The organism is Methylobacterium fujisawaense, from assembly GCF_039619325.1.
In the GTDB taxonomy this organism is placed as follows: Bacteria; Pseudomonadota; Alphaproteobacteria; order Rhizobiales; family Beijerinckiaceae; genus Methylobacterium; species Methylobacterium fujisawaense.
The window spans coordinates 1613640-1639661 of record NZ_CP155000.1; the positions used below are offsets into that span (position 1 = coordinate 1613640).

Genomic DNA, 26022 nt, shown 5'->3' on the forward strand with positions numbered 1-26022 from the left:
CAGCGAGCGGCTCGCCCCTCCGGGTCCGGCCCGGTCCGTCGTCGGATCACGCGCAGGACGGCTCCTGCGCCATGCGGGTGAGCGCCTCTTCATCGAGGAGAACGACGCAGCCCCGGCGCAGATCGATGTAGCCGGCGCGGCGCCAGACCTGCAATTGGCGGTTCACGCTCTCGCGCGTGCCGCCCACGAACGCGCCGAGCTGCTCCTGCGAGATCTGGATCTCGTTGCCGAAATCCTCGGCCAGCACCGTCAGCCGGCGGGCGAGCCGGGCTCCCAGAGACAGCGTCGCCAGTTCGTTCATCTGACCGGCGATGTACCGGATCCGGCTGCAGAGCAGGCCGATCAACCGGATGGCCACGTCGGGCTCGCGCTTCAGGTAGGCGAGAAGATCGGAACGCCGCAGGACGAAGACCTCGCTCGCCACGGCAGCCACCGCATCGGCCGTGCGCTCGTGGCCGTCGAGGAGCGCGATCTCACCGAACAGGTCGCCGGCCCCCAGGCTGTTCAGAACGATGCGTCGCCCGGCCTCGGTCCCAGTCTCGATTCGGATTTCCCCGCGCCGGATGCCGTAGAGCGTGTCGCCGGGGTCGCCGACTTGGAAGAGCAATTCGCCGGCCCGCATCATGCGCGTCGTCGCCATCTCGGCAAGACAGTCGATCACCTCGGGACCGAGGTCCGCGAACAGCGGATTGACGCGCAGAAGCGAACCGAAACCGGAGACTTTCGACATCACCTCACCTCGAGAACATGAGAGCATCAGGTTCTCACGCGAACGCAGGTGATCGTGCAACGGCTTGATTTCAGTTGCCCAATGTTCCCTGTTCGACCATGCTGTTTATAGAGCATTCAAAGGCGATTTGCGCCACCTATTGTGGGGACGAGCCGTCCCTACCGGCCGGGCATTGTGGAGTCTGCCGATGCGGACGGAGGGCGCACTCTCGTCGGCGCCGAGCTTGACTTGGCGAGGCAGCCTGTTCCGCAAATACGTCCTGACGCTCGTGAGTCTCGTCGCCCTGGTCCTGACAATCAACGCGGCCGTCGAGACGTGGTTTTTGTATCGGGAAACGGTCGAGCGCGTCGCGCGCAGCCAAGCCACCTTCGCGGCCAGCGCGACCGCGGCCGTCGAGGACACGCTGGCGGAGATCGAGCGGCAGGTGGGCTGGGTGACCCGGGCGAGCGCCCAGAGCCTCGCCCAGCACCGCGAGGACTACGCTGCGCTCCTCGACCAGACGCCGATCGTCCTGACGCTCGCCTTCTTCGATGGCGAAGGCCGCGAGCGTGTCCGAGCCCGCCGGCTGGACAGCACCGATCCCCTGGTATCGTCTGATCTGGGGCCGGTCCCGCCGCACAAGGGATTTCAGAATCTCCAAGTCGTCGGGGGCGAGATTTACGCGAACCTCCTCCTGCCGCATCCGGGCGCGGGGACGGGCGCCACACTCGCGCGCGTCAAGCTGACCGCCCTGACCGGGAGCCTCCCGTTCTCGACCGCTGGCGTCGGAAGCTACGCCGACCTCGTAACCCCGGACGGGATCAGCATCGCCCGCTCCGACAGGAGCCCGCACGCAACGGGTGATCGCCTGACCTTGCCGACACCCGGTTCGGTGACCTACGCCTCCGATGCCGCGGGACAGCCGGTGGTGGCCACGCAATATTCGCTCGCCGCGCTGCCCGCCTCGCTCATCGTCGCGCAGCCTTTGAGCGAGGCGCTCGCCCCGGTTCGCGACCTGCTCATCCGTCTCGTCTGGCTTCTCGCGTTCGGCCTTGTCGTGGCGATCTGCGCCAGTCTCCTGTTGGCCCGCCGCATGCTGGTGCCGATCCGCGCGCTGCACGCCGGGGCCGAGCACTTCGCGGCCAACCGGTTCGAGCATCGCATCGCCGTCCGCACAGGCGACGAGTTCGAGGCCCTGGCAACGCGCTTCAACACCATGGCCGACGCACTCTCGACATCGTATGCGCGGCTTGAGAGCGAGATTCAGAGGCAGACTCGGGATCTCGCCCGCTCGGTCAGCGAGCTTCGGGCCCTCGAGGAAACCGGGCGCGCCATCGTCGCCTCACTACAGGTCGATGACGTCGTGCGGGCGATCGCCGCGCGAGCAGCGATCCTTGCGGGTTCGGACGCAAGCGCCGTCTACTTGGTCGAGGCGCCGGGCGAGACGTTCCGCCGCGCGGGCGACTATGGTCTTCCGCCCAGCGCGGTCAGCGACATACTACCGGCCAACGCCCTTGCGAGAGCCGGTGACGCCGCGGCTGAAGTGATCCCGGTCCACGACCTGACCACGATCAGCGGGCTTCTCACGGGCGTCGCGGAGGGGTTTCAGGCCGCCACGCTCATCATTCTCGGCGACAGCGACGGCCGACTCGGCTTCCTCCTCCTGCTTTCAAGAGACGCCGCCGCGCCTCTGGGCAGTTCCGAGCATGTCCTGCACACCTTCGCGCATCAGGCTGCCCTCGCGATCCGCAACGCGCGTCTCTTCCAAGAGGTCGACGAGAAAGGCAGACAGCTCGCCGCCGCCGATCTCCATAAGACGCAGTTCTTCGCCAACATGAGCCACGAGCTTCGCACGCCGCTGAATGCCGTGCTGGGCTATTCGGAGCTTCTGGCCGACGGGCTGTACGGTCCGCTCAGCGAGAAGGCCAGCCAGGCGCTGGAGCGGATCCAGATCAACGGCCGCCACCTGCTGAGCCTGATCAACGACGTTCTCGACTTCACGAAGATCGAGGCCGGCCTGCTCACGCTCGATGTCCAGGATTACGCGCTGGGCGCGTTGATCGAATCCGTCACGGTGGCGGCCTCCTCGCTAGCCCAGGCCAAGGGCCTCGCCCTGACGGTCGACGTCCCGCAGACACTGCCGATCGGACAGGGCGATGAGCGGCGGCTCACACAAGTGCTCATGAATCTCGTGGGCAACGCCATCAAGTTCACGCAGACCGGCTCCGTGGAGGTGGCTGCCCGCGTCGTCGACGACACCTTCGTCATAACGGTGTCCGATACCGGTCCCGGAATCGCACCCGCGGATCAGGCACGAATCTTCGACGAATTCCAGCAGGTCGACAGCTCGAGCACGCGCCAGCAGGGTGGCACGGGACTGGGCCTGTCGATCACCCGCCAGCTCGTTTTCCTCCACGGCGGCCGGATCGAGGTGCGGTCGGAGCTGGGTCAGGGTGCCGTGTTCCAAGTGACCCTTCCGATCCGGACATCGGTCGAGAGAAGGAAGGCTTCATGAAGCGAATACTGATCGTCGAGGACACGGAGGACAATCGTCGCATCCTGCGCGACCTTCTCTCGGCCGCGGGCTATGGCATCGTCGAGGCTCCGGATGGGCGGCGAGGGGTCGAAGTGGCACAGGCCGAGCTGCCCGACCTCATCCTGATGGATATCCAGCTTCCGGTGATGGATGGATACGAAGCCGCGCGACGCCTGAAGGCGGATCCCGCAACGCGGCACATACCGGTCGTTGCCGTGACCTCCTACGCGCTCTCGGGCGACGAAGACCGGGCCCTCGCCGCGGGCTGCGACGGCTACGTCGCCAAGCCGTTCAGCCCACGCAAGATCCTGAGCCTCGTTCGCCAGATGCTCGTCGACGTTTGAGGCGGAGCGGAGGCCGTGCCGGCGCATATCCTCGTTGTCGACGACAGTCCCGAGAACCTGGAGATCCTGCGTGTCCGCCTGGAGGCTCAGGGCTACGAGGTTGGGCTCGCACCGGACGGCGAGACCGCCCTGGCGCGGGCGGCTGCCAAGCCGCCGGATTTGATCCTTCTCGACGTGATGATGCCACGTCTCAGCGGGTTGGACGTTCTGCGTCGCCTCAAGACGGATGAGGTGCTGCGCTACGTCCCCGTCGTGCTGCTCACCGCGCGGGTGGAGACGCGCGACGTCGTCGAGGGGCTCGATGCCGGGGCGGATGAATATCTGACGAAACCCTACGAGCATGCTGCGCTGATGGCGCGGGTGCGCTCGATGCTGCGGCTCAAGGCGCTGACCGACACCGTGCGGGCGCAAGCGCGCGAACTCGCGGACCAGAAGGCAGCACTCGCCGAGTCAAACCGTGATCTCGAGAGCCAGGTCGCCGTCAAGGCCGCCGAGCTACAGCGGATCGGCCGATTGCGGCGGTTCCTCTCGCCCCAGATCGCCGATCTCGTCGCCGCCGACCGCGACGACCACTCCCTCTTGGAGCCGCACAGGCGCGAGATCACGGTGGTGTTCTGCGACCTGCGCGGCTTCACGGCGTTTACGGATACGGCCGCGCCGGAAGAGGTGGTCGCCGTTCTTCGCGAGTATCACGCGACCGTCGGCCAAGCCGTCTTCCACTATGAAGGGACTCTGGAGCACTTCGCCGGCGACGGCATCATGACTTACTTCAACGATCCCTATCCGTGCCCGGACCATACCGAGCGCGCCGTGCGCATGGCTTTCGCTCTCCGCGAACGCGTCGGGAGCTTGTCGCGGCAGTGGGATGCGCGCGGCCATTCGATCGGTTTCGGTCTGGGGCTCGCACGAGGCTACGCGACCCTCGGACAAATAGGTTTCGAGGGGCGATTCGAGTACGGGGCCGTCGGAAGCGTCACCAACCTGGCATCCCGACTCTGCGACGTGGCTCAGGCGGGACAGATCGTGGTGAGCCGGTCGGTCTTCAGCGCTGTCCAGACGGTCGTTCAAGCGCGCCCGCTCGGCAATCTTCCACTCAAGGGCTTCCTGCGCGAGGTTGCAGCCTTCGAGCTTGTGGGCATGTCGGAGGATCGGACCGGCACCTGACCCGGGCCCGGCAGCGCGGTCCGTCGTTCGTCAGCCCACCAGGGACCCGGTGAGCTTCTGGCATGAAGTCCGGGGCTGTGGGCCCCGGTGCCTCGGGCATCCGCGCCCGCGGAGGATGCTCGTCGACGTCGAGCTCCGGCATGGTCTCACCGTCCGATGACGATGGTCTTCACCTCACCGGAGACGGGGTCGAGGAGAGTAATGGTCTGCTGGCTCATAATCTGCTCCTCCGTCGCTCGCAGAAGGTCTTGTGCGTGCTGCCCGGTGGCAAACTCAGATGCGTGGCCAGAACGGTGCCGACCATCGGGCATTCGGTGATCAGCGCGACGGGCTGAACGATCACGTCGAGCGCCGTCTCGCGGTTACAGTCCGGCCCCTCGACACGCGGAGGACAGGCCAGTGCGCCGGCCATGTAGCCCGGCGTCTCAGCGAGCGCCGGTTGGTCGAGCACGCAGATCCAGGTCCAGCCGGCTATCAGGATCAGGAAGATGCCGGCGATCTGCCGGACACCGAGAGATATGATTCGGACAACCTCAAGCATCGGCTTTGCTCCTCATGTTCTGCACATGTGCGCAGATTTCGAGCAGGCGTTCTGTGATCGGCCTCACCGAATACAGTGTCGATCGTTTCGATCCGGCGCGATACGGCGAGCACACGAATGCCTATTGTGTCCGCCGGAGCTTGCTCGAGCCCATTGGGACGCAAGCGGGTGCGACGCCATCGAATGCTTATGAAGGGCGCAGGGCTTCCGAGGATCACTCCGCGTGGTCGGAGGATGGGCGATGCGGCGCCGGCGGACGGGACAGGTGAACATCCAGCGGCTTCGATCCGTGCCGTCAGTATGTTCCTTCGCGAGAGTGCTGACGACGGATCAGGATCAATTGACCCAGCGGCGACGCGGACCGTGGCTGCCGTAGAAGTTGGTGTGCCGGTGCTGATCGAGGCACTATCGGGTGATCGGCGGTTCCGGACGATGGCGCACGCGGTGAGGCCCGACAGGCTCGAAGGATGGCACATGCTGGCCCAGACGCGTCTCGTCGCCTCGGCACGTGGCAACGGTGGGGACCAATCCGCGGCTCGGGCCGCTCTGGTCGGCCGGCTGGACGAAGGAACAGATCACGAAGCGCAATCGCGTTCAGAGCGGGACATACGATCACGGCAGGATGCACCGAAGCATACCTCTTCTTGATGGCCTCCCGCCCCGGTGATCAGCGAAAGTGCGTCAGAGCCAGATTTGTACGCCGAAAAACAGCATTCGACGCTGAGATCCATTTCAGCTTCTTGAGAAGCGGCTAATGTGGAGAGACGCGAAGATTAGTAGCGGAGCGTCCGCCTCGATCGATCCCTCTGAAGCGGATCCACGCGGCTCGAGCCGACGGAGATACTTTCCCGAGTTCGGCCGGTGGTTGTAGCTCGCCCAGAGCCGCTGATCCGCTCCGTAAGAGAGTCGTCGTAAACGCGTGCGCCCCCCTGACGTCGCATATCGGCTTTTCGGAAAGCCGCCGTGATCTTATGAGGCGCTGTTACATCGCGGCCGCCAGAAATGGCCGAGCGCGCGTAGCGGGAAACCAGCGTAAGACATTCGCCCCTCCTCTACAGAGCGGTGATCCAGCCGCTTGGTATAAGCGGATCGATTGAGGGCAATGCGGTAGCGCGCTATCTTTCCCCTGATCCGGCTCGAACCGTTCCGGACGGTGCCCGCACGTGATGCGGAGCATGGAAACAAGGAGGAGACATGGACGCACATGCGACGGGGGATCCGGTCGGCGGACAGCCCTTTGGACCCCACAACACGGTGACGGTGGTCGATCCGTCGCCGGTCAACTGGCTTTCCATCACGTGGAACACCATGGAGGAGGCCAACCGCGTCGATCACGACGGCATCGGCCAGCCGAGCCTCGCGGAGGCCTGGCGCTGGCTCGACAGCGAGACGCTCGAACTCACCATGCGGCAGGCCGTCTATCAGGATGGCGAGCGCTTCAACGCCGGCATGTTCAAGCTCGGCTTCGACAAGGTCCAGGAATGGACCAATCCGCACCCGCCGGGCGCCTTCCTGAATTTCGCCCGGGACGTCACCTGCGAGGTTGTGGACGACCGGACCGTGCGGATGCGCTTCCCCGGCGGCGACTCCGCAGCGCTGATGAAGCTGCGAGGCATGCATCTGCCCTCGACACGATTCTGGGACGAATGGGGTTTCGTCGACCCGAAGACGGGATCGGCCGAAGGCCATTGGTGAGTGATCGACGCGCCTGGTCCGTGGGGGACTGGCCCGTTCGTGCTCACCGAAGGCGTCTCGCTGATCGACTCGCGCTCCGACCGCGTGGTCATGGAGCCCAACGAGACCTACTGGAATCCCGACCGCAAGCCGACGGTCCGGATCGTCTACGACAACGTGATCGGCAAGGCGGAGGGCATCAAGTCGGTAGCGGCCGGTGACGGCCGGGTCGACGTGGTCTTCGATCTGACACCGGACGAGGCGCACGCCTTCCCGGCGAGCGAGCATGGAAAGATCCAGACGAAGAAGGCGAAGACGATCCTGACGGGCGTTTTCAACGAGAATCGTCCGGACTCACCCTGGCGCAACCCGGAGGCCCGCCGGGCCCTGAACCTCGCCATCGACCGCGAGTTCGTGCTCCACCAGGGCGCGCACGGCTACGGCACGGTCATCCCGGCATTCATCCAGCCCGGTCGTTACGGGGCGGATCCGGAGATGAAGCCGTTCCCGCACGATCCCGAGGCCGCCAAGCGCGCCCTCGAGGCTGCGGGGATCGGCGGGCGGGAGCTCGTGTTCGTCGCCTCGCCGGCCTGGGAGGGCGTGGTCGCGGCGATCGGGCAGTGCCTCGCGAAGATCGGGCTCGGCTGCCGGTTCGTCAGTGCCAAGGAGGAGCCGCCGGAGGAGTTCGACGTCAAGCTCGAATGGTACTTCGACTGGACGCCGCAATATCCGGTGGCCTGCGTCCACCGCGAGTTCTTCGGGAAGGACGCGACCCTGCGCCAGGGTCCGGAGGATCCGGACTTCGACGCCCTCTACGACAAGCTCCTGCACACGCCGCACGAGCCGCAGCAGGAGGAGGTGGTGCGGGCGGTCGAGCGCTACCTGCAGGACCAGGCCAAGGCCCTGTTCCTGTACGCGCCCTACACGCTGTTCGCCGTGTCGGACCGCGTGGCGTTCACGCCCTACGACACCTGCATGTCGGAGCTTGCGGAGACCCGGATCAAGGGTTGAAGCGGCAGGCGGCGCGGGGCTTCCTGCGCCGCCACCCCAGGAAAGTGTTCTGATCCGGAGCGAGCACAGCGTGATCGTCGTCACCGCCGGCCATATCGACCACGGCAAGACGGCTCTGGTGAAGGCGCTCACCGGGATCGACGCCGACCGTCTGCCGGAGGAGAAGGCCCGCGGCATAACCGTCGATCTGGGCTTCGCCTACACGCGTCTTGGGACCCGAACCGTCGGCTTCGTGGACGTGCCTGGTCACGAGCGGCTGGTGCGTACGATGGTGGCCGGCGCCACGGGCGTCGACTTCGCGTTGATCGTCGTCGCAGCCGACGACGGCGTGATGCCCCAGACCCGCGAGCACATCGCGATCCTCGACTTGCTCGGCCTGCGCCAGGCGGTCGTCGCCATCACCAAGAGCGATCGGGTCGACGACCGTCGCCTGTCCGAAGTCGAGGCGCAGGTCCGCGTCGCGCTCTCCGGCACCGGCCTCGCGCACGCACCCGGCAACGCGCCGCTGCAAGCGCCCGTCCAAGCGCCCATGATCGCCTGCTCGGCGCTGCGCGGGACCGGCATCGCCGACCTCGCCCGGTACCTGGAAGAGGCTGCAGCCAGCCCGTCCCCTGGAGCCGCCGGTACAGAGTTCCGGCTCGCGGTCGACCGCTGTTTCACCGTCGTCGGCGCCGGCCTCGTCGTCACGGGGGCGATCCATGCCGGCGCCGTCCGGGTCGGCGATCATCTCGTCGTATCCCCGAGCGGGTTCGAGGTGCGGGTGCGGGGCCTGCGCGCCGGCAACGAACCGTGTGATGTCGCGGAGGCCGGTCAGCGCTGCGCCATCAACCTGTCCGGTCCCCGCCTGTCCCGCGCGGGTATCCACCGGGGTGACTGGATCCTGGCGCCGCAACTCCACGGCCCCGCCAGCCATCTCGACGTGGCGCTGCGCGTTCTTCCGGGCGAGGCGCGTCCGCTGCGTCACCGCACGCCCGTCCACATCCATCTCGGGGCGGCGTCCGTGACCGGACGGGTGCTCCTGTCACCCGGAATCGCGGTCGAGCCCGGCGCGGCGGCGCACGCACGGATCGCCCTCGACGGCAGCCTCGGCGCGCTGCACGGGGACCGCTTTGTGCTACGCGACGCGTCCGCCGCCCGCACGCTCGGCGGCGGCCGGGTCATCGACATCGAGGGACCCCGCCGGGGAGCCTGGGCGCCGGGGCGACGCGCGGTGGTCGCGGCGCTGGACACGCCGGATCATGCTGCGGCGCTCACCGGCCTCCTCGACGTGAGCGAGGCAGGAGTCGACCTGAACCATTTCGCCCGCGTGCGGAATATCCAGAGGCCCGCCCTGGAAGCCTTGACGTGCGCGCACGGCGTCGTCGCGATAGCGGGGCCGGCCGGATTGCGGGGATACGACGGCGCGCGGATCGCAGCACTCGGCGAAACCGTGGTCGCACGTCTCGACGCCGCACACCGGTCGGAGCCGGACAATCCCGGCCTGTCGGCCGAGGAGATCGGCGCGCCTGTGGCGCTGCCGGAGCGTCCCGCTCTGCGGGTTGCCCTCGATCGGCTGCTCATGGACGCCCGTATTCTTCGGCGGGAGCATCTCTACCACCTGCCCGGCCACGAAGTCCGCCTCGCCCCGCCGGAGGCCGCACTCTACGAGGCGGTCAGGATCCGCCTGGAGGCGGCCGGTCTCGATCAACCGCGACTCGCGGACCTCGCGGAACAGGTGGGTCGGGAGCCGGAAACCCTGCGGCCGCATCTCGACAGGTTCGGCCGGCTCGGATGGCTGCGGCGCATATCCGGGCATTACTACGTGCTGCCGGGCGTCCTTGCCGAGTTGGCGGCGCGAGCATGCGCGGTGGCAGCGGACCATCCGCAGGCGCTCTTGACGGTCGGCCGCTTCCGCGAGGCGACGGGGATCAGTCGGAACATGACCATGCCGGTGCTGGCTTATTTCGACGCCCGTGGTTTCACGACGCGTGTCGCGGACGGACGGCTGGTGGATCCCAGGAAGGGCGGCCTGTGACTCCGGTTCGACGGGCGTGTTCGGTTCCGGAGCAAAGCCTGCGGGGCAGCGTTTCGTACCGTCACGGTAGCGATGCGCATGCCAAGGACTTCAGGTGCAGTTTGGGAAGCAGCATGGTCGAGGGCAAGGATCTGATCGGCGACGAATGGACGCTCGCCATCTTCACCGCGGCCATCCACCGGGGCGGCGTCGGGATGTGGGCTTGGGCCCCGGAGGCGCGCCTCGCCCGGCTCGACGGCCTCTGCATGGCCTTCTGGGGCACCACGGAGCCGGTGGTGAGCATCGACGCGTTGTTCGCCAAGGTGAATGCCGAGGACAGACCCAAGATGATACTCGACTGGTTCGCGAGCGCGACCAGCCCGAAGGCCTACAGCTTCGACTTCCGCATCGGGGAAGACCCGGACGTCCGCTGGATCTCTGCCCGCGGCATCGGCGGGGACGAGGGCCGGGTCGGCGCGTGGATCCAGGCCATCTTCCTCGACATCACCGACCGCAAGCGTGCCGAGGAGGCCGAGCGGCTGATGACCCTGGAACTGGCGCACCGGGTATCGAACATGTTCACCGTCGCCCGCGCGCTGACCAACATCGTCGCCCGGGAGGCCGAGTCCACCGCCAGCTTCGCCGAGGATTTGTCGCGGCGGTTCCACGTCCTACACGAGGCGACCACCCTGGCGACGCGGTCGCACGGGCTCGAGCAGGGCGACGTGCGGCTGCGTGACCTCGCCGCGCGTATCCTGTCGCCGTACCTGCAGGGCGCCAACATCGCGGTCGATATCGAGGACGCCGCCGTGGCGGCCCCCGACAGGGTCGACGACTAGGTAGGGAACCCATACAACCATCTGCGCTCGCTTGCGTTTTCTTCCTGAGTTTGAGGTTTCCAGCGCAAGAGGATCGCGATGGCACGGTTGTTCTGGCTCTCGGATGAAGCCTGGGCGCGGATCAAGCCGCACCTGCCGCACGGCCAACCCGGCAAGCCTCGGGTCGACGACCGGCGGGTGATCAGCGGCATCCTGCACGTCCTGAAGGTCGGCTGCCGCTGGCAGGATACGCCCTCCGCCTACGGGCCCCACACGACGATCTACAACCGCTACAACAGGTGGTCGCAGCGCGGTGTCTGGCAGCGCTTGTTTGCCAAGATCGCTGCCGCAGGCCCTGTCCCCGACGAGTTGATGCTCGATGCCACGCACGTGAAGGCACACCGCTCGGCATCGGGCGGAAAAGGGGGGCCTGGAGCCAGGCCATCGGGCGCTCGCGCGGCGGCTTCACGAGCAAAATCCATTGCTTGGCCGATGGTCGTGGCCGACCGGTTGCGTTCGCCCTGACGCCCGGCAACGTGGCCGACATCAGCATGGCCCTGCCTCTGGTGCAGGCCGTGGTGCCGCCCAAGCGCCTGATCGCCGACAAGGCCTACGATGCGCAGAGCCTGAGGGATTGGCTGAAAAGCCACCGGGTGATCGCCACCATCCCGTCCACGGCCACCCGGACGGTGCCCTACAAGCACAGCCGGATCGCCTACCGGCGGCGCAATCGCATCGAGCGCCTGTTCGGCCATCTCAAGAACTGGCGGCGCGTCGCGACCCGCTACGACCGCTTGGCCTGCAACTACCTCGCCGCCGTCGCGCTCGTTTCCTGTGTCATCGCATGGACCTGAATGAGTCTTCTACCTACGCGATGATCTTCCACGAACTCGCCACCAATTCGGCCAAGTATGGCGCGCTCGCCAACGGAGGCACCCTGAACCTGGTCGGACGTGTCGTCGATCACGCCCTGACCCTCGATTGGACCGAAGGCGCGGCGCCGTCAGGCCCCGCCAAGGCCGACGGCACCGGCTTTGGATCGCGGCTCCTCACGCAGACCATCGAACGCAGCTTGGCCGGTCAGTTCCAGCGGACCATCGACGATGCCGGTCTCCATTTCCGCATGATCGTGCCGATCCGGTGACCGACACGGCCCGGCGCTCCGGTCGTGCAACAGCAAGCCTCGGATCACAGGATGCAAGGAGTTCGCCTGCTGTGGCCGGTCCGGAACCGCGTCGGCGCGTCTGCGTGCTCTGATCGAATGCCGGGCGTGGGCGGAATGCTGTCGCGTTGGGTTCGCGGCGTCTCGGCGCTGTAGCCGACGGGCCAATTGCTCATATCTCCGTCCCTTCTGAACCACGCCGTGTTTCCCGGAGATCATTCGGTTCGAGCCGCCGCCGGTGGTAGAACCAGTCGATCCGGTCGAGAGAGGCGTTACGGACAGCGCCCAAGGATCGCTGCGACTCGTGGGCGGAGAGGCAGCGAGGTCGCCGCCGGATCGGGACCGGTGGTGCGGATCCTGCGCCGTCGGACGACGCCGGTCATGCCCCTCCCCTACATCGGCCCGGCCATCGTGCCGCGCGCCACAGCGCGTCCCGCTCGGCTCGGGCCGGCAGTTGCTCCGGATCGGCCGGCCGCGCCGCATGGGCATGGGCCGTCGATGCGTCGATCGACCGGATGCGGCCCATTGCGAGCCGTGCTCGCCCTCATGCTCACGGACCGGCCGGACTGCCCGCTCGCGAACCTCGGAAAACGGGCGGGATATCCGGCGTGCTGGCTCCAATCTCCCATGCGTTGGAGCCTCCGGAAAACCCGGCGCGGTTCATGACTGGAGGGCTCGGGAAACGGCGTCGTTCCGAGGCCGCTTCAGGGTGGGGGTGCCGTGAACACCAAGCCGAGCTGTGAACTGTCCGTCTCCCGTCCCATCCTTCGGTCCACCAAACGCAGCGTCGGCGTGACGGTGACGCCATGCATCAGGATCGAGATCAGAACCGTCACGCCGGCTGTGGCCCACAGAAGGTCCGCGTGCTCGAACGTGGCCTGTCCGCAGGCAAAGGCGAGATAGTAGACGGTCCCGAGCCCCCGGATGCCGAAGAAGCTCACGACTGCGCGCTCCTCAAGGGCTCGGTCGCTGCCCAGCATGCCGATCCATCCGCTCAGAGGACGGACGACCAGAAGGGCGATCAGGGCAAACAGAGCGGCTTGCCAGGTGAGGGCCTCGAGTAAGCCGCCGCCGACGAGCACGGCGCCGAAGCCGACGAGGAGCACCATCATCAGGAGGCGTTCGAGTTCTTCGGCGTAGTCGTGCATCTTGCGATGATAACCATGGCCCCGGCTCGAGGAGCGAAGGGCCAGGGCCGCGGCGAACACGCCGATGAAGCCGTAGCCGTCTGCGGCCTCGACGATGCCGTAGGCGAGGCAGGTCACGCCCAGGGCCACGAAGCCGTCACCGGTTCGGGACAGCTTCGACAGGTTCGGGAGGTGAAAGGTCAGCCAGCCGAGCGCCCTGCCGATGATCGCGCCCAGCACGGCACCCACGGCGATCTTCCAGAGGACGTCCACCGCGAACCAGTGCGACCAAGACAGGCCGGCCAAGCCGCCGCCTGCGGCGAGCGCGATGGCGAGGTTCACGAAGGGGAAGGCGAGGCCGTCGTTGAGCCCGGCCTCGGAAGTCAGGGCGAACCGCGGCTCGTCCTCGTGATCCTCGGCCGGGTGACCGACCTGAACGTCGGACGCGAGGACCGGATCGGTGGGTGCCAGGGATGAACCCAGCAGAAGCGCGGCGGCAAGCCCGAGTCCCAGCAGGGTCGATGCCAAAGCCGTCAGGGCGAGGATGGTCAGCGGCATGGCGATGCCGAGCAGGCGCCACGTCACAGCCCAGCGCTTCCAGCCGATGAGCCGGTCGATCTTGAGGCCCGCGCCCATCAACGAGATGACGACGACGGCCTCGGTCGCATGCTCGATCAGCTTCAGATGCAGGCTCGGATGGGGTGTGATGGCGGCTACAGCCGGGATGGCGGACAGAGCGGCCCCGATCCCGACGCAGCAGATCGGCAGGGACAGAGGAAGGGCCCGGAGCACCATCGGCAGCCATGCCGTCAGAAGCACCAGGACACCGAACCCGGCGACGACGAGGACATAGGTTTCCATTCAACGATGAACCGCATTGGAGCCCGGCTCGTTCCTCGTCCCGCACCGTCTGCAACGGTCGGTCCGCCCGGTCCGCTCCGCGCGAAGCGACGGTTTGTGCCAGCTCGCCCGAAGCCGCCCCTTGCCCGCCCTCGCCTCCGGCTCGAGCCGGCCCATCAGTCGAAAACCTGGACAGGAAGGTCGGCTCAGGCGCGCTCCTCAAGAACCCGCCGGGTCTGGCGCATCCGCCAAGAGCGTCAGTGGCGGTGCGCTCGACGGTGCTTCGCGTGCGACAGGAAGAAGCGCAGCATCTCGCCACTGGCATCCGGACCGGTCGGATCGGTGTGCGAGCCGGCCGGGTGGCCGCCGGCCCAGGCATGGCCGGCGCCGTGCAGGACCCAGTGCTCCGAAGACCACTGGCTGTCCGGTTCGGTCAGGACCCTCCGCGTATATGCCATCCCGCCCCTTGAGCGTCCCGCGACGGTGGTAACGGTCAGTCGTCCGTCGGGCTGCGCCTGGGCGAGGGCCTGATCGCCGTTGACCGGCGAGACGGTCGTGTCCCTGTCTCCGTGGAAAACGATGGTCGGCACGGGATGCTCGGCCTGTACCGGCCGGAGCAAGGCACCGCGCCGCATCGTGGCGATGGCGGCCGACATCGAGCCGGCCGAACCGCACGCCAATCCAGAATGGATGCCGACCGCCGCGTAGAGGTCCGGGTACATCATCGCCATCACCGAGGCGGCCGCACCGCCCGAGGACAGGCCGGCGACGTAGACCCGCGACGGGTCGACGGAGAACTCGGCCATGATCGCGCGCGTCAGACCGGCGATGATCGACGGCTCGCCCCGGCCACGTCTCTGGTCCTCATCCCGGAACCAGTTCCAGCTCTTGGCGAGGTTGGCCGACCGCGGCTGGTCGGGATAGGCGACGAGGAAGCCCTGCGCCTCCGCCAAAGCGTCCATTCCCGTACCGATGGCGAAGTCGCGCGACGTCTGCGAACAACCGTGCAGCATCACCACCAGCGGAAGCGGTGTCCCTGCATATCCTGACGGAACGAACAGGTCGTAGGCCCGGCTTCCGGCGGCGTTGCCGAACCGGCGCGCCAGCGCGCGCGGCCGGTCGATGGCCAGCCCCGACGGGCGTGTCAGGGCTGTCCCAAGGGACTGACTCATTGGGGGCTCTCGTGGGTGGCTGAACCTGCGGCAATCGGGTCGGGCTACGACAGCGCACCGAGCACGCCCTTCACGGCGCGTCTGGTGTTCTCGCGGGACCGCCTGTCACCGCGCCGATCCGCGTCGGCGTCACGGACGATGAGGCTGCTGGCGTGCCCGACGCCCTCGGCCGTCGAGACCTTGGCGGGATCGTTCGGGGCATCGCGGCGGGTAGCCTGTATGCCCCCGGCTGATCCGGTCCGAAGGGTGAATCCTGCTTGCAGGCCGATCACTTGGACGGCACCGGCGCGATCGAAACGCCGTTCGATGGTACCGATCCGCTCGGCACAGGACGATGCCAGCGCCGGCAACGGCGCATTGGCGGTCAGGATGGTGAGGTTGGCCAGGACGAGGCGCATCGGCGAACGGACTTTCCAAGGGCGGCAGCATCCGGGATCCGCTCGGCGAGCGCATAATCCGATGCCGTCCCTCACCGATCGATGCGAGGGTAGCATCGAGACAATCCTCGCCTCGTCGTCTTGTTGCCTTGCGGCATGAAACGCGGGACAGGCCTGCGTCTGAGGGTGTAAGCAGCCAAAAATCTGACCTTTAAACCACGTTATTATCGGAAGATCTGAGGAAAAGATCGAAGATTGTCCAAATCATGGTCAAGTGCACGTTCGATGAGCTTGCTTGTTGCGCAGTGTGACGGATTTGAACTATCGTCGTTCCATCATTTGATAGTACGCTTGTCAGTAGCAGCATCGTAATTAACCGGTTGCTTCTGAGTCCCACCGTTTCAGGGTCGGCTTCGCCCCGGGGGGGCATAGCCATCACCCGCCTCCCGGCCTCGGCTCGCAAGCCTCGACAGATGGAACGTCCTCTGGTGCGCGCGTCGGACGAGGTCGTGGAGACAGGGCGGGCGACCTGAGGCATTCGGACGACGCGCCCGTCACATGACATTCGCTGCAGACGGATCCGCCGTGCGGCGAGAGCCCGGCCACGTGCGAAAGATGGTTTCGGCTTGCCGTATTAATATTGCTTACCTGAATATGGACATAATGTAGCATGACCTATTTGCCCGCCGGCGCGTTGTCGGATCGGAAGAAATATTTATCTTCGATTGGCAGGGCACGATGAAGCAGACATTCCTGACGGCCGCCGTCGTCCTCGGGACGCTGGTGATACTTCCGGCGAGCGCCGATGCGCGCGGCGGCTTCGGTGGGGGCGGATTCCACGGCGGCGGCTTCGGACGCGGTGGGTTCCACGGGGGCGGGTTCGGCGGTGGCGGCTTCCGGGGTGGCGTAGCAGGTCGCGGCTTCGGAGGTGGGCTCGGCGGCAATCGCTTCGGTGGCGGCGCTCTCGCGGGTGGCGGCTTCGGTGGACGCGGGGGCTTCGGGGGCGGTGGGATCCGCGGAACAGGCTTCGCTGGCAACCGAGGGTTCGGCGGGCGGGGCTACGGCCGACGCGGCTATGGCTATGGCGGCCTGGGGCTGGGCGTCGGTCTCGGCCTAGCTGGAGCTGGATTGGGCTATGGTTACGGCGGATTCGACGACGGATATTATGGCGGGGACTACGCGCCTGCCGGTTACGGCGGTTACGGGGGTGGCTACGCCCCAGCCGGATACGGGCAGGGTTACGGTGCCATCGAGACGGAGGTGGCGCCTGCCGGCGACGCGGTCAGCTACTGCGTTCAGCGTTTCCGGTCGTACGACCGTCGAAGCGGCACGTATCTGGGCAACGATGGTCAGCGCCATTCCTGCCCGTAACGACCTGCGCGGCCTCTGACGGGACCACGGCACGACAGGCCCCCAGCCGCACGGCTGCGGGGCCATCTACCCCACCGGGGGCCGGCTTTGGTCAGGTGAGAGAGCGGGTCACGCGCCCTTCGTGACGAAGGTCTTGCCGACCAGCCGGACGTGTCGCCCGACTCTACCTCTGCGAGGAACGGGCAGCTTTCACGCTCACTGTCGCAGTCCGTTGCCGATCTCCCGTTGCGGCGTCTGAACGCCCCCGCGCGCGCTCCCGCCCTGGGGCGGCGCCGCTCGGATGGCGAAGCGCGGACAGGCAATGATCGATACTGCGGGCTTCCGACCACCGGATCCCAGACGGTTCAGGCGTGCCGGAGAGCGTATGAACGATCTGCCGGGCGCTTCCACACCGGTCGACCCTTCAGCGCATCCGGCGTGAGGTCGCCCGCGTCTCCGAGCAGTCGTCGGCCGGAGGTGATCACCTGGAGGGTCTGGCGATCGGCGCCCGTTGTCCACGCGGCCTGTTCCAGGTGCTGCAACCGAGCAATCATATCCACATGGCCTGCGGTCGCGTGACCGAGTTGTTTTGTCACCAAGTCTGTCATCAGGCGCTGTAGGATGCTCAATTCGTTCTGATCAAGTTGAGGAATGGTTGTCACGTCGCGGCCTCCTGGGGTTGGGCAATGCAACATGATTCACGGCCCTAGGTCGATGCTTCAGCATAGATTGGATTGGATCGTCTTTTTGATCTGTCTTTTGATAGAACCCGGCAATACAGAGCGGGAACTTATCGAAAAACGAAAGCACTCCGCATCAAAAGCCTCCGCGGCGCGGAACCTTGCGGCATGGGAGAGCTTCATCAAGGGCGGGAATTCGCACGGTCGGCCCGCTGCAGTCTCCGGCAAAGGAGTCCGCGGACTCGTCTACCCTGCCGCCTCGACCGGATCTGTCCGCCCGCCGTTCGGCTGGGGGCGGCCGCTGCCGGCGGTTCCTGAATCGATAGGATCTCCCATGAAGCGACTGCTCCTCGCGATCGCGGCCTTGACCGCGGCAGGACCGGCTCTGGCGCAAGGATCGTCTTATCGCGAGCCTGCGGCGACGGGATCCATCATCTTAAATCAGCCCAACAACACGGGTGGCGCGGACGACTTCACGGAATCTCCAGGTGGGACCGGCGTAGACGCGTTCAGCAGCAGTTCGGCCGCGGGCGGCAACGCCAGCCGACCCGAGGTTGGTGCGCCCAACAGCAGCGGCGGATCCAGCGGCAGCGGCGGCTAGACGGTTTGCCGCCGAAGGGGACCGCTGGTCCAGCCCCAGTGAGCACGTCAGATCAAGATCTGGGGCAGTTCCTGCAAGCAACACGATCGGGAGCAGCCCTGGCCTGCCGCGGTCAAAGCTTCAGTTCCGTGCACCAGCATACGGTGAAGTCATGGGAGCTCACGCATGGGCGTGGCCCATGAAGCAAACAGAGCCGTTGTCCGAAAGGCGAGTGTCATGCTGTTTCGATCCGAGACCCCGCCGCCGCCCGGCAACCTGCGCGTGTCGGAGCCGGGCGCCTCCGACCGGCCGACCACGGCGATGCTGAAAGCCGATATCGACAGCGGCGCCACGGGGGACAAGATCGCCGTCTACGACCCGGGCCTGTCGTCGCTCGGGACCGATGACGAGGCGGCTGGCTCCGCACCTTCGCATGAGCGTATCGCGCTGGCGCGGGAGACCGAGGCGGCGTCCGCGAAGGTCAGGCGCGCCGCACGGTCGCCCAGCCTGGACGCCTGGATCGTGCTGGGGTTCAGCGGGTTCATCGGTGCTATCGGGATCGTGCTGAGTGCCGCCATCTGGATGGGACACTGAGTTCGCTGGCGCGGTCCATCGGATCAACGCGGCACGACCATCCTGAACCAGACCTTGTATGTCTTGCGCCGGCGGTACGGAATGGCTCCCCTGAAGGATCCGGGCTTGGTCGCGACAGGCCACGCGCGCCGACGGCTGCGCGATCCGAGATGCGGTGCCACCACGGTCGGCGAATTCAGGCCGGGCGGACCTATCCACCGGTCCCGGAGTCGCCGTCCGAAGTTCCGGCGCGGTCCGCGCGGTCTCCTGAACTGCGTGCGGGACCATGCGAGCGAAGACCGTCAGCGACGGGGTGCCGGCCTCAAGATCGTGGCTCCTCGCGGCGGCCCGCACCGGCGCGGACGGGGCCTCATCCGACCGCCCGATTCTCAAGCTGCAGGTATGTGGAGTCGAACTCGGAGACCCGCAGAAGCTCGTCCCATGCCTCGATCACCAGTGCGTTGCTGCGGAGCGTGATCAGGGTCTGACCGCGCATCTCCTTCAACACACGGTTGATGTGCACGGGTGTCAGTCCGAGTGCGTCGGCGAGATCGGTCTGGGTCATCGGGAGCGGGCAGCGGAAATTGCCTGCCAGGCCCACCGCCTGCAACTTCAGGTACAGCTCGCAGAACAGATGCGCGACGTGCTCGAAGGCCGAGCGGCGGCCCATGCTGACGAGCCATTCGCGGAAGATGCCCGAATCGATCAGCGTGTCGCGCCAGAAGACCGCCGCGAGTCCGGGGTGGCGCGCCGTCAGTTCCCGCAGGTTCTCGTGGGGGATGAAGGCAACGATGGCCTTGGTCAGAGTGGCGAGGCTGTGATCCATCGTGCGGACGTGCAGGCTCTGCAGATCCGGGATGTCGCCCGGAATGTGGAACGACATGATCTGCCGCTTGCCCTGACGGAAGAGCTTGTACCGGCAGGCCCATCCTTCGAGGACGAGGCAGCAATGCGTGGGCTGGTCGCCATCGCGTACGATGTCTTGCCGGGCGTTGAGATGGTGGATCCGCACCGGCAGGCCCTGGATGGCCTGACGTTCGGTGTCGGAAAGGGTGGCGATGCTCTCCAGCTTGCGGATGAGCATGCCCAGGGCATGCTGGTCGGGCGCTGATCTCATATCGTTCCACCATGGCATTGCAGGCGGAAGCGCGCGGCTCTCCCAGTCACCAGAGCCTGTACCAAATCGGCTGATGATATTCGCGAGACTAAACCAATGTCAGTTTCGTGTTCTGTCATAAGACAGATTCGCGAGTTGATTGATCATCGGTACCGCGCAGTTTCTGCCGGTCGACGCGGCTGCCGCTCGGCGACGACCCGCACGGCTGGCCTCTGACCGGCTGACCGAGAAAATCGGACCGGAGGCGGGTCATGACCGGAGCCGCCGGCCTCGAGGCTTGCGCCGGAGCGGCGCTCAGACCCGGCCCGGCGTCCGTTCAGCCTTCGGCGTATTCCAGCAGGGGGGCGATCACCCGGTCGCCGTCGGACCTGATCGTGACGGGGATGCCCTTGGCGGCCGGCGTTTTGCTGCCGATGGCATAGTGCCAGATCGGCATCAGGACGTTGCATTCCGGGTAATAGCCGCCGATGCAGCCGATCGGGATGTCGTAGGCCACCACCAGCAGGCCCGAGAGCGCCCGGTCGACGCCGTCGTCCGCCACGGTCCGCAGCGTCACCGCCTGGCCGACCTTCAGGCCCAGGCGATCGATATCCGAGCGGTTCATCAGCACCACTTTCCGGGTGTTCTTGATGCCCCGGAAGCGGTCGTCGTAGCCGTAGACCGTGGTGTTGAACTGGTCGTTGCTGCGCAAGGTCATCAGACGCAGGGAATCGTGCCCGACCTCGGGCATGTCGGCATCCTCGTCGAGGCCGGTCGGCGTGACGAAATTGGCCCGGCCCGTCTCCGTGTGCCAGTCCCGGCGCTTGGCCGGCAGGTCGCGCTGGAAGCCGCCCGGCTCCCACATGCGCCGCTCGTAGTCCCAGAAGGACTCCGGCAGCGTCTCGCCGATCTCCTTCCGGATCTCCGCGTAGTCGGTCCGGTAATCCTCCCAGCGGACCCGCGGGTTGGGCTCGAGCACCCGCTGCGCCAGTTCGCAGATCAGCCGGATCTCGCTGATCAGGTGCGGCGAGGCCGGGCGCCGCAGGCCGCGGTTGCCGTGCACGCAGGCCGAGGTGTCCTCCATGGACAGAACCTGCTGGCCCTTCGTGGTCTCGTCGATCTCCAGGCGGCCGATCACCGGCAGGATGTAGCTGACCGCGCCCGGCAGCAGTGCGCTGCGGTTGAGCTTGGTGATCACGTTCACGGTCAGCCGCAGCCGCCGCCAGGCCGGCTCCATCTGGCCGTGGTCGGGAATGGCGCGGACGAAGTTGCCGCCCAGCATGAAGAAGGCCCGAACCTCGTCCCTGAGGATCGCCTCGCAGGCCTCCACGGTGTTGTAGCCGGCCTCCCGCGGCGGCTCGAAGCCGAACTGCGCGCCGAGCCGGTTCAGGGGGAACAGCTCGGGCTTCTCGGTGATGCCCACCGTGCGCTGGCCCTGCACGTTGGAATGGCCGCGCACCGGGCAGATGCCAGAGCCGCTGCGGCCGATATTGCCGCGCATCAGCAGCAGGTTGACCAGCATCTGCACGGTCTCGACCCCGGCCTGGTGCTGGGTCAGGCCCATCCCGTAGACCGCGACGGTCGCCTTCGCCGCGCCGTAAACCTTCGCGGTCGCCTCCATGTCGGCCCGGTGCAGTCCGGAGCGGCGCTCCAGCGCGTCCCAGTCCTGGCCGCGCAACCAGTCGGCGAAGGTCTCAAAGCCGTGGGTGTGCTCCCGGATGAAGGCCTCGTCGAGTATCGCCGGGCCGCCGGCCGCCAGCGAAGCGTCGTGCGCGTCCAGCACGGACTTGCAGATTCCCGCCAAAGCCGCGAGGTCGCCACCCGCCTTGACCTGATGGTACTGCGAGCTGATCCGGGTCTCCGTGCGGCTCAGCATCTCGGCGGGCGATTGCGGGTTCAGGAACCGCTCCAGCCCGCGCTCGCGCAGCGGGTTGTAGGTGATGATCGGCACGCCGCGCTGGCTGGCCTCCTGCAGCGGGTGGAGCATGCGGGGCGAGTTGCTCCCCGGGTTCTGGCCGAAGAACAGGATGCAGTCGGACTTGGCGAAATCGTCCAGCGAGACGGTGCCGATGCCCTGGCCGATGCTGACCGGCAGCGCCACCGAGGTCGTCTCGTGGCACATGTTGGACGAGTCCGGTAGGTTGTTGTTGCCGTAGAGCCGGGCGAAGAGCTGGTAGAGGTAACTGCCCTCGTTCGAGAGGCGGCCCGAGCTGTAGAAGACGGTGCCGGTCTTCCGGTCCTCCACGGCCAGGAGTTCGCGGGCGATCTCCTCGATGGCGTGGCCCCAGGAGACCGGCACGTACCTGTCGGTCGCCGCATCGTAGCGCAGCGGATGGGTGAGGCGGCCGGTCTGCTCGAGCTCGTACTCATCCCAGTCCAGCAGCTCGGTGACCGTGTGCTTGGCGAAGAAGTCGGGCGTGCAGCGGTGGGCGGTGAGTTCCCAGGCCATGGCCTTCACGCCGTTCTCGCAGAACTCGAACGGCAGCGGGTTCGCGGGCTTCACCCAGGCGCAGCTGTTGCACTGGTAGCCGTCGACCTTGTTGTGGCGGGTCAGCGCGATCGGCCCGCTCGCCAGCACGCCTTCCTGCCGGAGGATGTTGCCGACCGAGCGCGCCGAGCCCCATCCGCCGGAGGGAAGGCGGTAGGGCCTGAATACGGGCTTGTCCAAGGGTAGAACTCCTGGCCTGAAAAACTTTGGGAAACACCGGCGCTCGGGACGCGTTTACATTTCAACACGTCGTCGCATCAAATTGTTCGCGGAAAATAGTGTTCTTTAACGGAGGCTCGTTTGACCATCGCGAGGGATTACATGCTCAAGAAGTCCGAGGGGCCTTCGGAAGCGAAGCTGTTCTTTGACGCCAGGGCGGTGCCGCTGGCGGCCAATCTCGCCGGCAGCCTCGAAGTCGCTCTGGAGCGCGCCTCCGTCCGCAGCGGCATCCGGCCCTCGCTGATCCTGGCGGTCTGCCTGGGCGCCGGCGTCCTGGGGGTGCTCGGTCTCGTCCGCAACGCGAGGACGGCGCAAAAACGCGTCCCCTGATTCCCCCGCGCCGGGGCGCCGGAGCCGGTTGCCACCCAGATGTCTGCCCCGGATCAGCGACGTCCGCCGACCTCGTCCAGATGGTCCAGCAGATCGGCCGGATCCTCGTAGACGCGTACGGCCCCGGACCGCTCAAGCTCCTCGGTGCCGTAGCCGCCCGAGAGCAGGCCGACGCCGAGACCCCGGCAGCGGCGTGCGGCTAGCATGTCCCAGATCGAATCGCCGACGATCACCGCCGTCTCGATCGGCTTGCCCAGGCGGTCGGCGGCCGCCAGGAACAGGTCCGGGTCGGGCTTGGCGTATTTGACCATGTCGCGCGTCACGACCGGGACCCGGTCCGGATCGACGCCCAGCGCGTCGAGATTGACCCGGGCCGTCTCCATCCGGCCGCTCGTGGCGATCGCCCAGGGGATCCCGGCCGCCGTCAGGGTATCGAGCAGTGCCTTCGCCCCGGGGAGCGGCCGGATCTGCCCCGAGAGCCGTCCGTAGGCTTCCGCATGCAGCCGGCCCAGCTTGGCGACATGCCCGTCGCTGATCTCCCGCCCCGTCTCCCGCAGGAGCTGGTTCGTGAACAGGCCGCCGCTCATGCCGATCTTCCGGTGGATGCGCCAGACCGAGAGGGAGATCCCCTCCGCGTCGAGCGCCTGATTCCAGGCGAGGACGTGCTGGTAGACGCTGTCGACGAGCGTGCCGTCGAGGTCGAACAGGAAGCAGGTTTCGATCCGCATGGCTGCGTGCTCCCTCAGGCCGCCGGACGGATCCGCTCCGACGCGCGCTCTACGGCCGCGACGACACGCTCGGGTGCGAGATGATGGATCATGTGGCCCATGCCGGGCACGATCACGAGCTCGCTGCCGGGCACGTCGTGGTGGAGTCGCCGCGACTGGCGGCCGACATCGGCGATCTGGTCGTCCCCACCGGTGATGATCACGACGGGCAGGTCCAGATCCCCGTAATGCGCCTGCAGCTCGACTGTGACGGGCGTCATCATCGCGGCATCCTCCGCCGAGGCGCGCAATTGCAGCGGGCGCAGCATCATGGCCGTCGGAAAGCTGCGCGCGAAGCGCTCGGGGATGGCGGCCGGGGCGAACAGCCCCTTGATCATGGCCGGCATCATGAGGCGTCCTGCGAGCGGCGAGACCGTGTGGCGCAGCAGGTCGCCGATGCCGGGGATCGCCACCGGCGACGCCAGGATCACGTCGGCGCGCAGCGTCGGATAGTAGTAGCCCGAGGCCAGCACGAGGCCGCGCACGAGGCGCGGTGCCTGAAGCGCGAGAGCGACCGCGACCAACGTGCCCCAGGAATGGCCGAGGACGACGGCCTGCGTGACGCCGAGCTGTTGGAGCGCCTTCTGGAAGAGCGTGGCGTGGGCGCGGGGCGTCCAGAAACCGCGCGGCCGGTCGCTGTAGCCGTAGCCGGGGCGATCGAACACGATGACCCGGTGGCGCGTGGCGAGATCGTCCACGATGCCGCTGACGAGGAAGTCCTGGATCAGGGTGCCGTTGCCGTGGATGAGCACCAGCGGCTCGCCCTGTCCGCGCTCCAGGTAGTGGAGGCGGACACCGTCGACGGTCAGGAACGAGCCGACGGGTGGCGTCTCCCGTTCCGCCCGGCGTGTCATCGTCGCCGCGTAGAGCGCGGACGCGCCCAGGGCCGCGGCCGATCCAAGCAGCGCCGGAACGAGCCATGTGCGGGAGTCGGTGCGTCGCGTCATGCTGTGAGCCTTATGGGTGAGAGAACGTGCGCCACGATCAGCGGGATCGATCGGAAGCGGCGCGGCCCGTGTCGCGGGGCGAGTCTGTTCCGAGTGGAAGGCGCGCGGCGCGCAAATTCTCGGCGCGACCGTTGTGATGGCGCCGGATCACGGGGGGATGATGCGCTGCAATATGCCAACACCGGAGTTCAGCGATCGATCCCGATCCTATGGATAAATAATCGGCAACGTAATTTGCCGGAATGAGACGCGGAATTATCCGGATCATTCGACGTGAAATGGCGGTTGATTTCAGAACGCCGCTGTTTGGCGATGGAGATATTTGCGATGAAGGCACTCACCTGGCAGAGCCGCGGCACGATCACCTGCGAGACCGTGCCCGACCCGAAGATCGAGGAGGGGCGGGACGTCATCATCAAGGTGACCGCCTGCGCCATCTGCGGCTCGGATCTGCACCTCATGGGCGGGTTCATGCCGACCATGGAATGCGGCGACATTCTCGGCCACGAGACGATGGGCGAGGTCATCGAGGTCGGGCGTGACAACCGGAAGCTGAAGGTCGGCGACCGCATCGTCGTGCCGTTCACGATCTGCTGCGGCGAGTGCCGGCAGTGCAAATGGGGCAACTGGAGCTGCTGCGAGCGCACAAACCCGAACGGCAAGCTCCAGGCGCAGACCTACGGCTATCCGCTCGCCGGCCTGTTCGGCTTCTCGCACATCACCGGCGGCTTCGCGGGCGGCCAGGCCGAGTATCTCCGCGTGCCCTACGCGGATGTCGGCCCCATCGTCGTCCCGGACGGCCTCAGCGACGAGCAGGTCCTGTTCCTCAGCGACATCTTCCCGACGGCCTACCAAGCCGCGGAACACTGCGACATCGGCCCGGAGGACACGGTCGCGATCTGGGGCTGCGGCCCGGTCGGCGTGCTCGCGGTGAAGTGCTGCTACCTGCTCGGCGCCAAGCGCGTCATCGCCATCGACAGCGTGCCCGAGCGGCTGGCGCTGGCCCGTGAGGCCGGTGCCGAGACCATCGACCTCGGCCAGCAGAACGTGCAGGACACGCTGATGGAGATGACCCACGGCCTGGGGCCCGATTCCGTGATCGAGGCCGTCGGGATGGAATCCCACGGGGCGGACACGACCCTCCAGAAAGTGTCCTCCGCCATAATGGAGCATACGGTGAGCCTGGAGCGGCCCTTCGCGCTCAATCAGGCGATCCTGGCGTGCCGTCCCGGCGGCAACGTCTCGATGCCGGGTGTCTTCGCCGGTCCCGTCGGACCGGTGGCGCTCGGCGTCCTGATGAACAAGGGTCTCACCCTCAAGACGGGTCAGACCCACATGGTCCGCTACATGAAGCCCCTGCTGGAGCACATCCAGAACGGGGATATCGATCCGTCCTTCATCATCAGCCACCGTTCCACCAATCTGGAGGAAGGTCCGGCGCTCTACAAAGCGTTCCGGGACAAGACCGACAACTGCACGAAGGTCGTGTTCAAGCCGCACGGCTGACATCGGGCGCGGCGGCCG

23 protein-coding genes and 2 pseudogenes are annotated in these 26022 nt (G+C 66.9%); 14 read left to right on the forward strand and 11 right to left on the reverse strand.

Features of this window, described 5'->3' with window-relative positions:
- Positions 1 to 46 precede the first annotated feature (46 nt).
- Positions 47 to 730, reverse strand: a complete 684-nt coding sequence (locus tag ABC766_RS07785) for a Crp/Fnr family transcriptional regulator (protein ID WP_342142427.1) — start codon at positions 728 to 730, stop codon at positions 47 to 49.
- 187 nt (positions 731 to 917) lie between these two features.
- Here ABC766_RS07785 and ABC766_RS07790 point away from each other — a divergent pair, with 187 nt between their 5' ends.
- From ABC766_RS07790 to ABC766_RS07800, 3 genes are read left to right on the forward strand one after another with little or no spacing between them, the layout of a single operon-like run.
- A complete protein-coding gene (locus tag ABC766_RS07790; protein ID WP_345821696.1) occupies positions 918 to 3224 on the forward strand; it encodes a HAMP domain-containing sensor histidine kinase in 2307 nt (768 codons plus the stop codon).
- Positions 3221 to 3589: a response regulator gene (locus ABC766_RS07795; RefSeq protein ID WP_345821698.1), complete on the forward strand. Its 369-nt coding sequence runs from the start codon at positions 3221 to 3223 to the stop codon at positions 3587 to 3589. Before ABC766_RS07790 ends, ABC766_RS07795 begins: the two co-directional genes overlap by 4 nt.
- Positions 3590 to 3604: 15 nt before the next feature.
- Entirely contained in the window at positions 3605 to 4753 is a 1149-nt protein-coding gene (locus tag ABC766_RS07800; protein ID WP_342142424.1) for an adenylate/guanylate cyclase domain-containing protein, read from the forward strand.
- A gap of 214 nt (positions 4754 to 4967) precedes the next feature.
- Here the strand turns inward: ABC766_RS07800 and ABC766_RS07805 are convergent, their stop codons facing one another.
- On the reverse strand, positions 4968 to 5294 hold the full coding sequence (locus ABC766_RS07805) for a hypothetical protein (protein ID WP_345821699.1): 327 nt from the start codon (positions 5292 to 5294) through the stop codon (positions 4968 to 4970).
- A 1194-nt stretch (positions 5295 to 6488) separates the two neighbouring features.
- Here ABC766_RS07805 and ABC766_RS07810 point away from each other — a divergent pair.
- The 6 genes and pseudogenes from ABC766_RS07810 (at position 6489) to ABC766_RS07835 (ending at position 11934) form a co-directional block, all read left to right on the forward strand.
- The gene (locus ABC766_RS07810) at positions 6489 to 6989 is read left to right on the forward strand and encodes an ABC transporter substrate-binding protein (protein ID WP_345821700.1); all 501 of its coding nucleotides are present in this window, start codon (positions 6489 to 6491) and stop codon (positions 6987 to 6989) included.
- Positions 6990 to 7979 carry an ABC transporter substrate-binding protein gene (locus ABC766_RS07815; RefSeq protein WP_345821701.1) on the forward strand — a complete coding sequence of 330 codons (990 nt, stop codon included), beginning with the start codon at positions 6990 to 6992 and terminating at the stop codon, positions 7977 to 7979.
- Between the two features lie 70 nt (positions 7980 to 8049).
- Positions 8050 to 9993: a selenocysteine-specific translation elongation factor gene (selB, locus tag ABC766_RS07820; protein WP_345821702.1), complete on the forward strand. Its 1944-nt coding sequence runs from the start codon at positions 8050 to 8052 to the stop codon at positions 9991 to 9993.
- Positions 9994 to 10106: 113 nt separating this feature from the next.
- A complete protein-coding gene (locus ABC766_RS07825) occupies positions 10107 to 10811 on the forward strand; it encodes an HWE histidine kinase domain-containing protein (RefSeq protein ID WP_345821703.1) in 705 nt (234 codons plus the stop codon).
- Positions 10812 to 10889: 78 nt separating this feature from the next.
- A pseudogene (locus ABC766_RS07830) lies at positions 10890 to 11644 on the forward strand (IS5 family transposase).
- The gene (locus ABC766_RS07835) at positions 11635 to 11934 is read left to right on the forward strand and encodes a hypothetical protein (protein WP_345821704.1); all 300 of its coding nucleotides are present in this window, start codon (positions 11635 to 11637) and stop codon (positions 11932 to 11934) included. The pseudogene ABC766_RS07830 and the gene ABC766_RS07835 overlap by 10 nt, the downstream one beginning before the upstream one ends.
- A 293-nt stretch (positions 11935 to 12227) precedes the next feature.
- On the opposite strand, the pseudogene ABC766_RS07840 reads toward ABC766_RS07835, so the two are convergent.
- The 4 genes and pseudogenes from ABC766_RS07840 to ABC766_RS07855 all read right to left on the reverse strand — a co-directional run.
- Positions 12228 to 12555 (reverse strand): annotated as a pseudogene (locus ABC766_RS07840) (hypothetical protein); the annotation flags it as partial.
- A gap of 101 nt (positions 12556 to 12656) precedes the next feature.
- Positions 12657 to 13940 carry a cation:proton antiporter gene (locus tag ABC766_RS07845; protein WP_345821705.1) on the reverse strand — a complete coding sequence of 428 codons (1284 nt, stop codon included), beginning with the start codon at positions 13938 to 13940 and terminating at the stop codon, positions 12657 to 12659.
- Positions 13941 to 14176: 236 nt separating this feature from the next.
- Positions 14177 to 15091 carry an extracellular catalytic domain type 1 short-chain-length polyhydroxyalkanoate depolymerase gene (locus tag ABC766_RS07850; RefSeq protein ID WP_345821707.1) on the reverse strand — a complete coding sequence of 305 codons (915 nt, stop codon included), beginning with the start codon at positions 15089 to 15091 and terminating at the stop codon, positions 14177 to 14179.
- 44 nt (positions 15092 to 15135) lie between these two features.
- Positions 15136 to 15489, reverse strand: a complete 354-nt coding sequence (locus ABC766_RS07855; protein WP_345821708.1) for a hypothetical protein — start codon at positions 15487 to 15489, stop codon at positions 15136 to 15138.
- A 717-nt stretch (positions 15490 to 16206) separates the two neighbouring features.
- Between ABC766_RS07855 and ABC766_RS07860 the strand changes: the two genes are divergently transcribed.
- Positions 16207 to 16839 carry a BA14K family protein gene (locus ABC766_RS07860; protein ID WP_345821709.1) on the forward strand — a complete coding sequence of 211 codons (633 nt, stop codon included), beginning with the start codon at positions 16207 to 16209 and terminating at the stop codon, positions 16837 to 16839.
- A 344-nt stretch (positions 16840 to 17183) separates the two neighbouring features.
- On the opposite strand, the gene ABC766_RS07865 is transcribed toward ABC766_RS07860, so the two are convergent.
- Complete coding sequence (locus ABC766_RS07865; RefSeq protein ID WP_345821710.1) at positions 17184 to 17480, reverse strand: hypothetical protein; 297 nt, start codon at positions 17478 to 17480, stop codon at positions 17184 to 17186.
- 352 nt (positions 17481 to 17832) lie between these two features.
- Here ABC766_RS07865 and ABC766_RS07870 point away from each other — a divergent pair, with 352 nt between their 5' ends.
- Both ABC766_RS07870 and ABC766_RS07875 read left to right on the forward strand, forming a co-directional pair.
- Positions 17833 to 18099, forward strand: a complete 267-nt coding sequence (locus ABC766_RS07870) for a hypothetical protein (protein ID WP_345821713.1) — start codon at positions 17833 to 17835, stop codon at positions 18097 to 18099.
- Positions 18100 to 18264: 165 nt separating this feature from the next.
- Complete coding sequence (locus ABC766_RS07875) at positions 18265 to 18672, forward strand: hypothetical protein (RefSeq protein ID WP_427902297.1); 408 nt, start codon at positions 18265 to 18267, stop codon at positions 18670 to 18672.
- A gap of 349 nt (positions 18673 to 19021) precedes the next feature.
- Here the strand turns inward: ABC766_RS07875 and ABC766_RS07880 are convergent, their stop codons facing one another.
- Entirely contained in the window at positions 19022 to 19768 is a 747-nt protein-coding gene (locus ABC766_RS07880; RefSeq protein ID WP_345821714.1) for a Crp/Fnr family transcriptional regulator, read from the reverse strand.
- A gap of 316 nt (positions 19769 to 20084) precedes the next feature.
- Positions 20085 to 22415 (reverse strand): FdhF/YdeP family oxidoreductase, encoded by a 2331-nt coding sequence (locus ABC766_RS07885; protein ID WP_345821715.1) that lies wholly within the window; start codon positions 22413 to 22415, stop codon positions 20085 to 20087.
- Positions 22416 to 22556: 141 nt separating this feature from the next.
- Here ABC766_RS07885 and ABC766_RS07890 point away from each other — a divergent pair, with 141 nt between their 5' ends.
- Positions 22557 to 22784 (forward strand): hypothetical protein, encoded by a 228-nt coding sequence (locus ABC766_RS07890; protein ID WP_345821717.1) that lies wholly within the window; start codon positions 22557 to 22559, stop codon positions 22782 to 22784.
- Between the two features lie 53 nt (positions 22785 to 22837).
- On the opposite strand, the gene ABC766_RS07895 is transcribed toward ABC766_RS07890, so the two are convergent.
- Positions 22838 to 23512 (reverse strand): HAD family hydrolase, encoded by a 675-nt coding sequence (locus tag ABC766_RS07895; protein ID WP_345821719.1) that lies wholly within the window; start codon positions 23510 to 23512, stop codon positions 22838 to 22840.
- Positions 23513 to 23526: 14 nt separating this feature from the next.
- Complete coding sequence (locus ABC766_RS07900; RefSeq protein ID WP_345821721.1) at positions 23527 to 24498, reverse strand: alpha/beta hydrolase; 972 nt, start codon at positions 24496 to 24498, stop codon at positions 23527 to 23529.
- Between the two features lie 327 nt (positions 24499 to 24825).
- Here ABC766_RS07900 and ABC766_RS07905 point away from each other — a divergent pair, with 327 nt between their 5' ends.
- Positions 24826 to 26004, forward strand: coding sequence for a zinc-dependent alcohol dehydrogenase (locus tag ABC766_RS07905; protein ID WP_075381667.1), 1179 nt, complete (start codon positions 24826 to 24828; stop codon positions 26002 to 26004).
- The last annotated feature ends 18 nt before the right edge of the window (positions 26005 to 26022 follow it).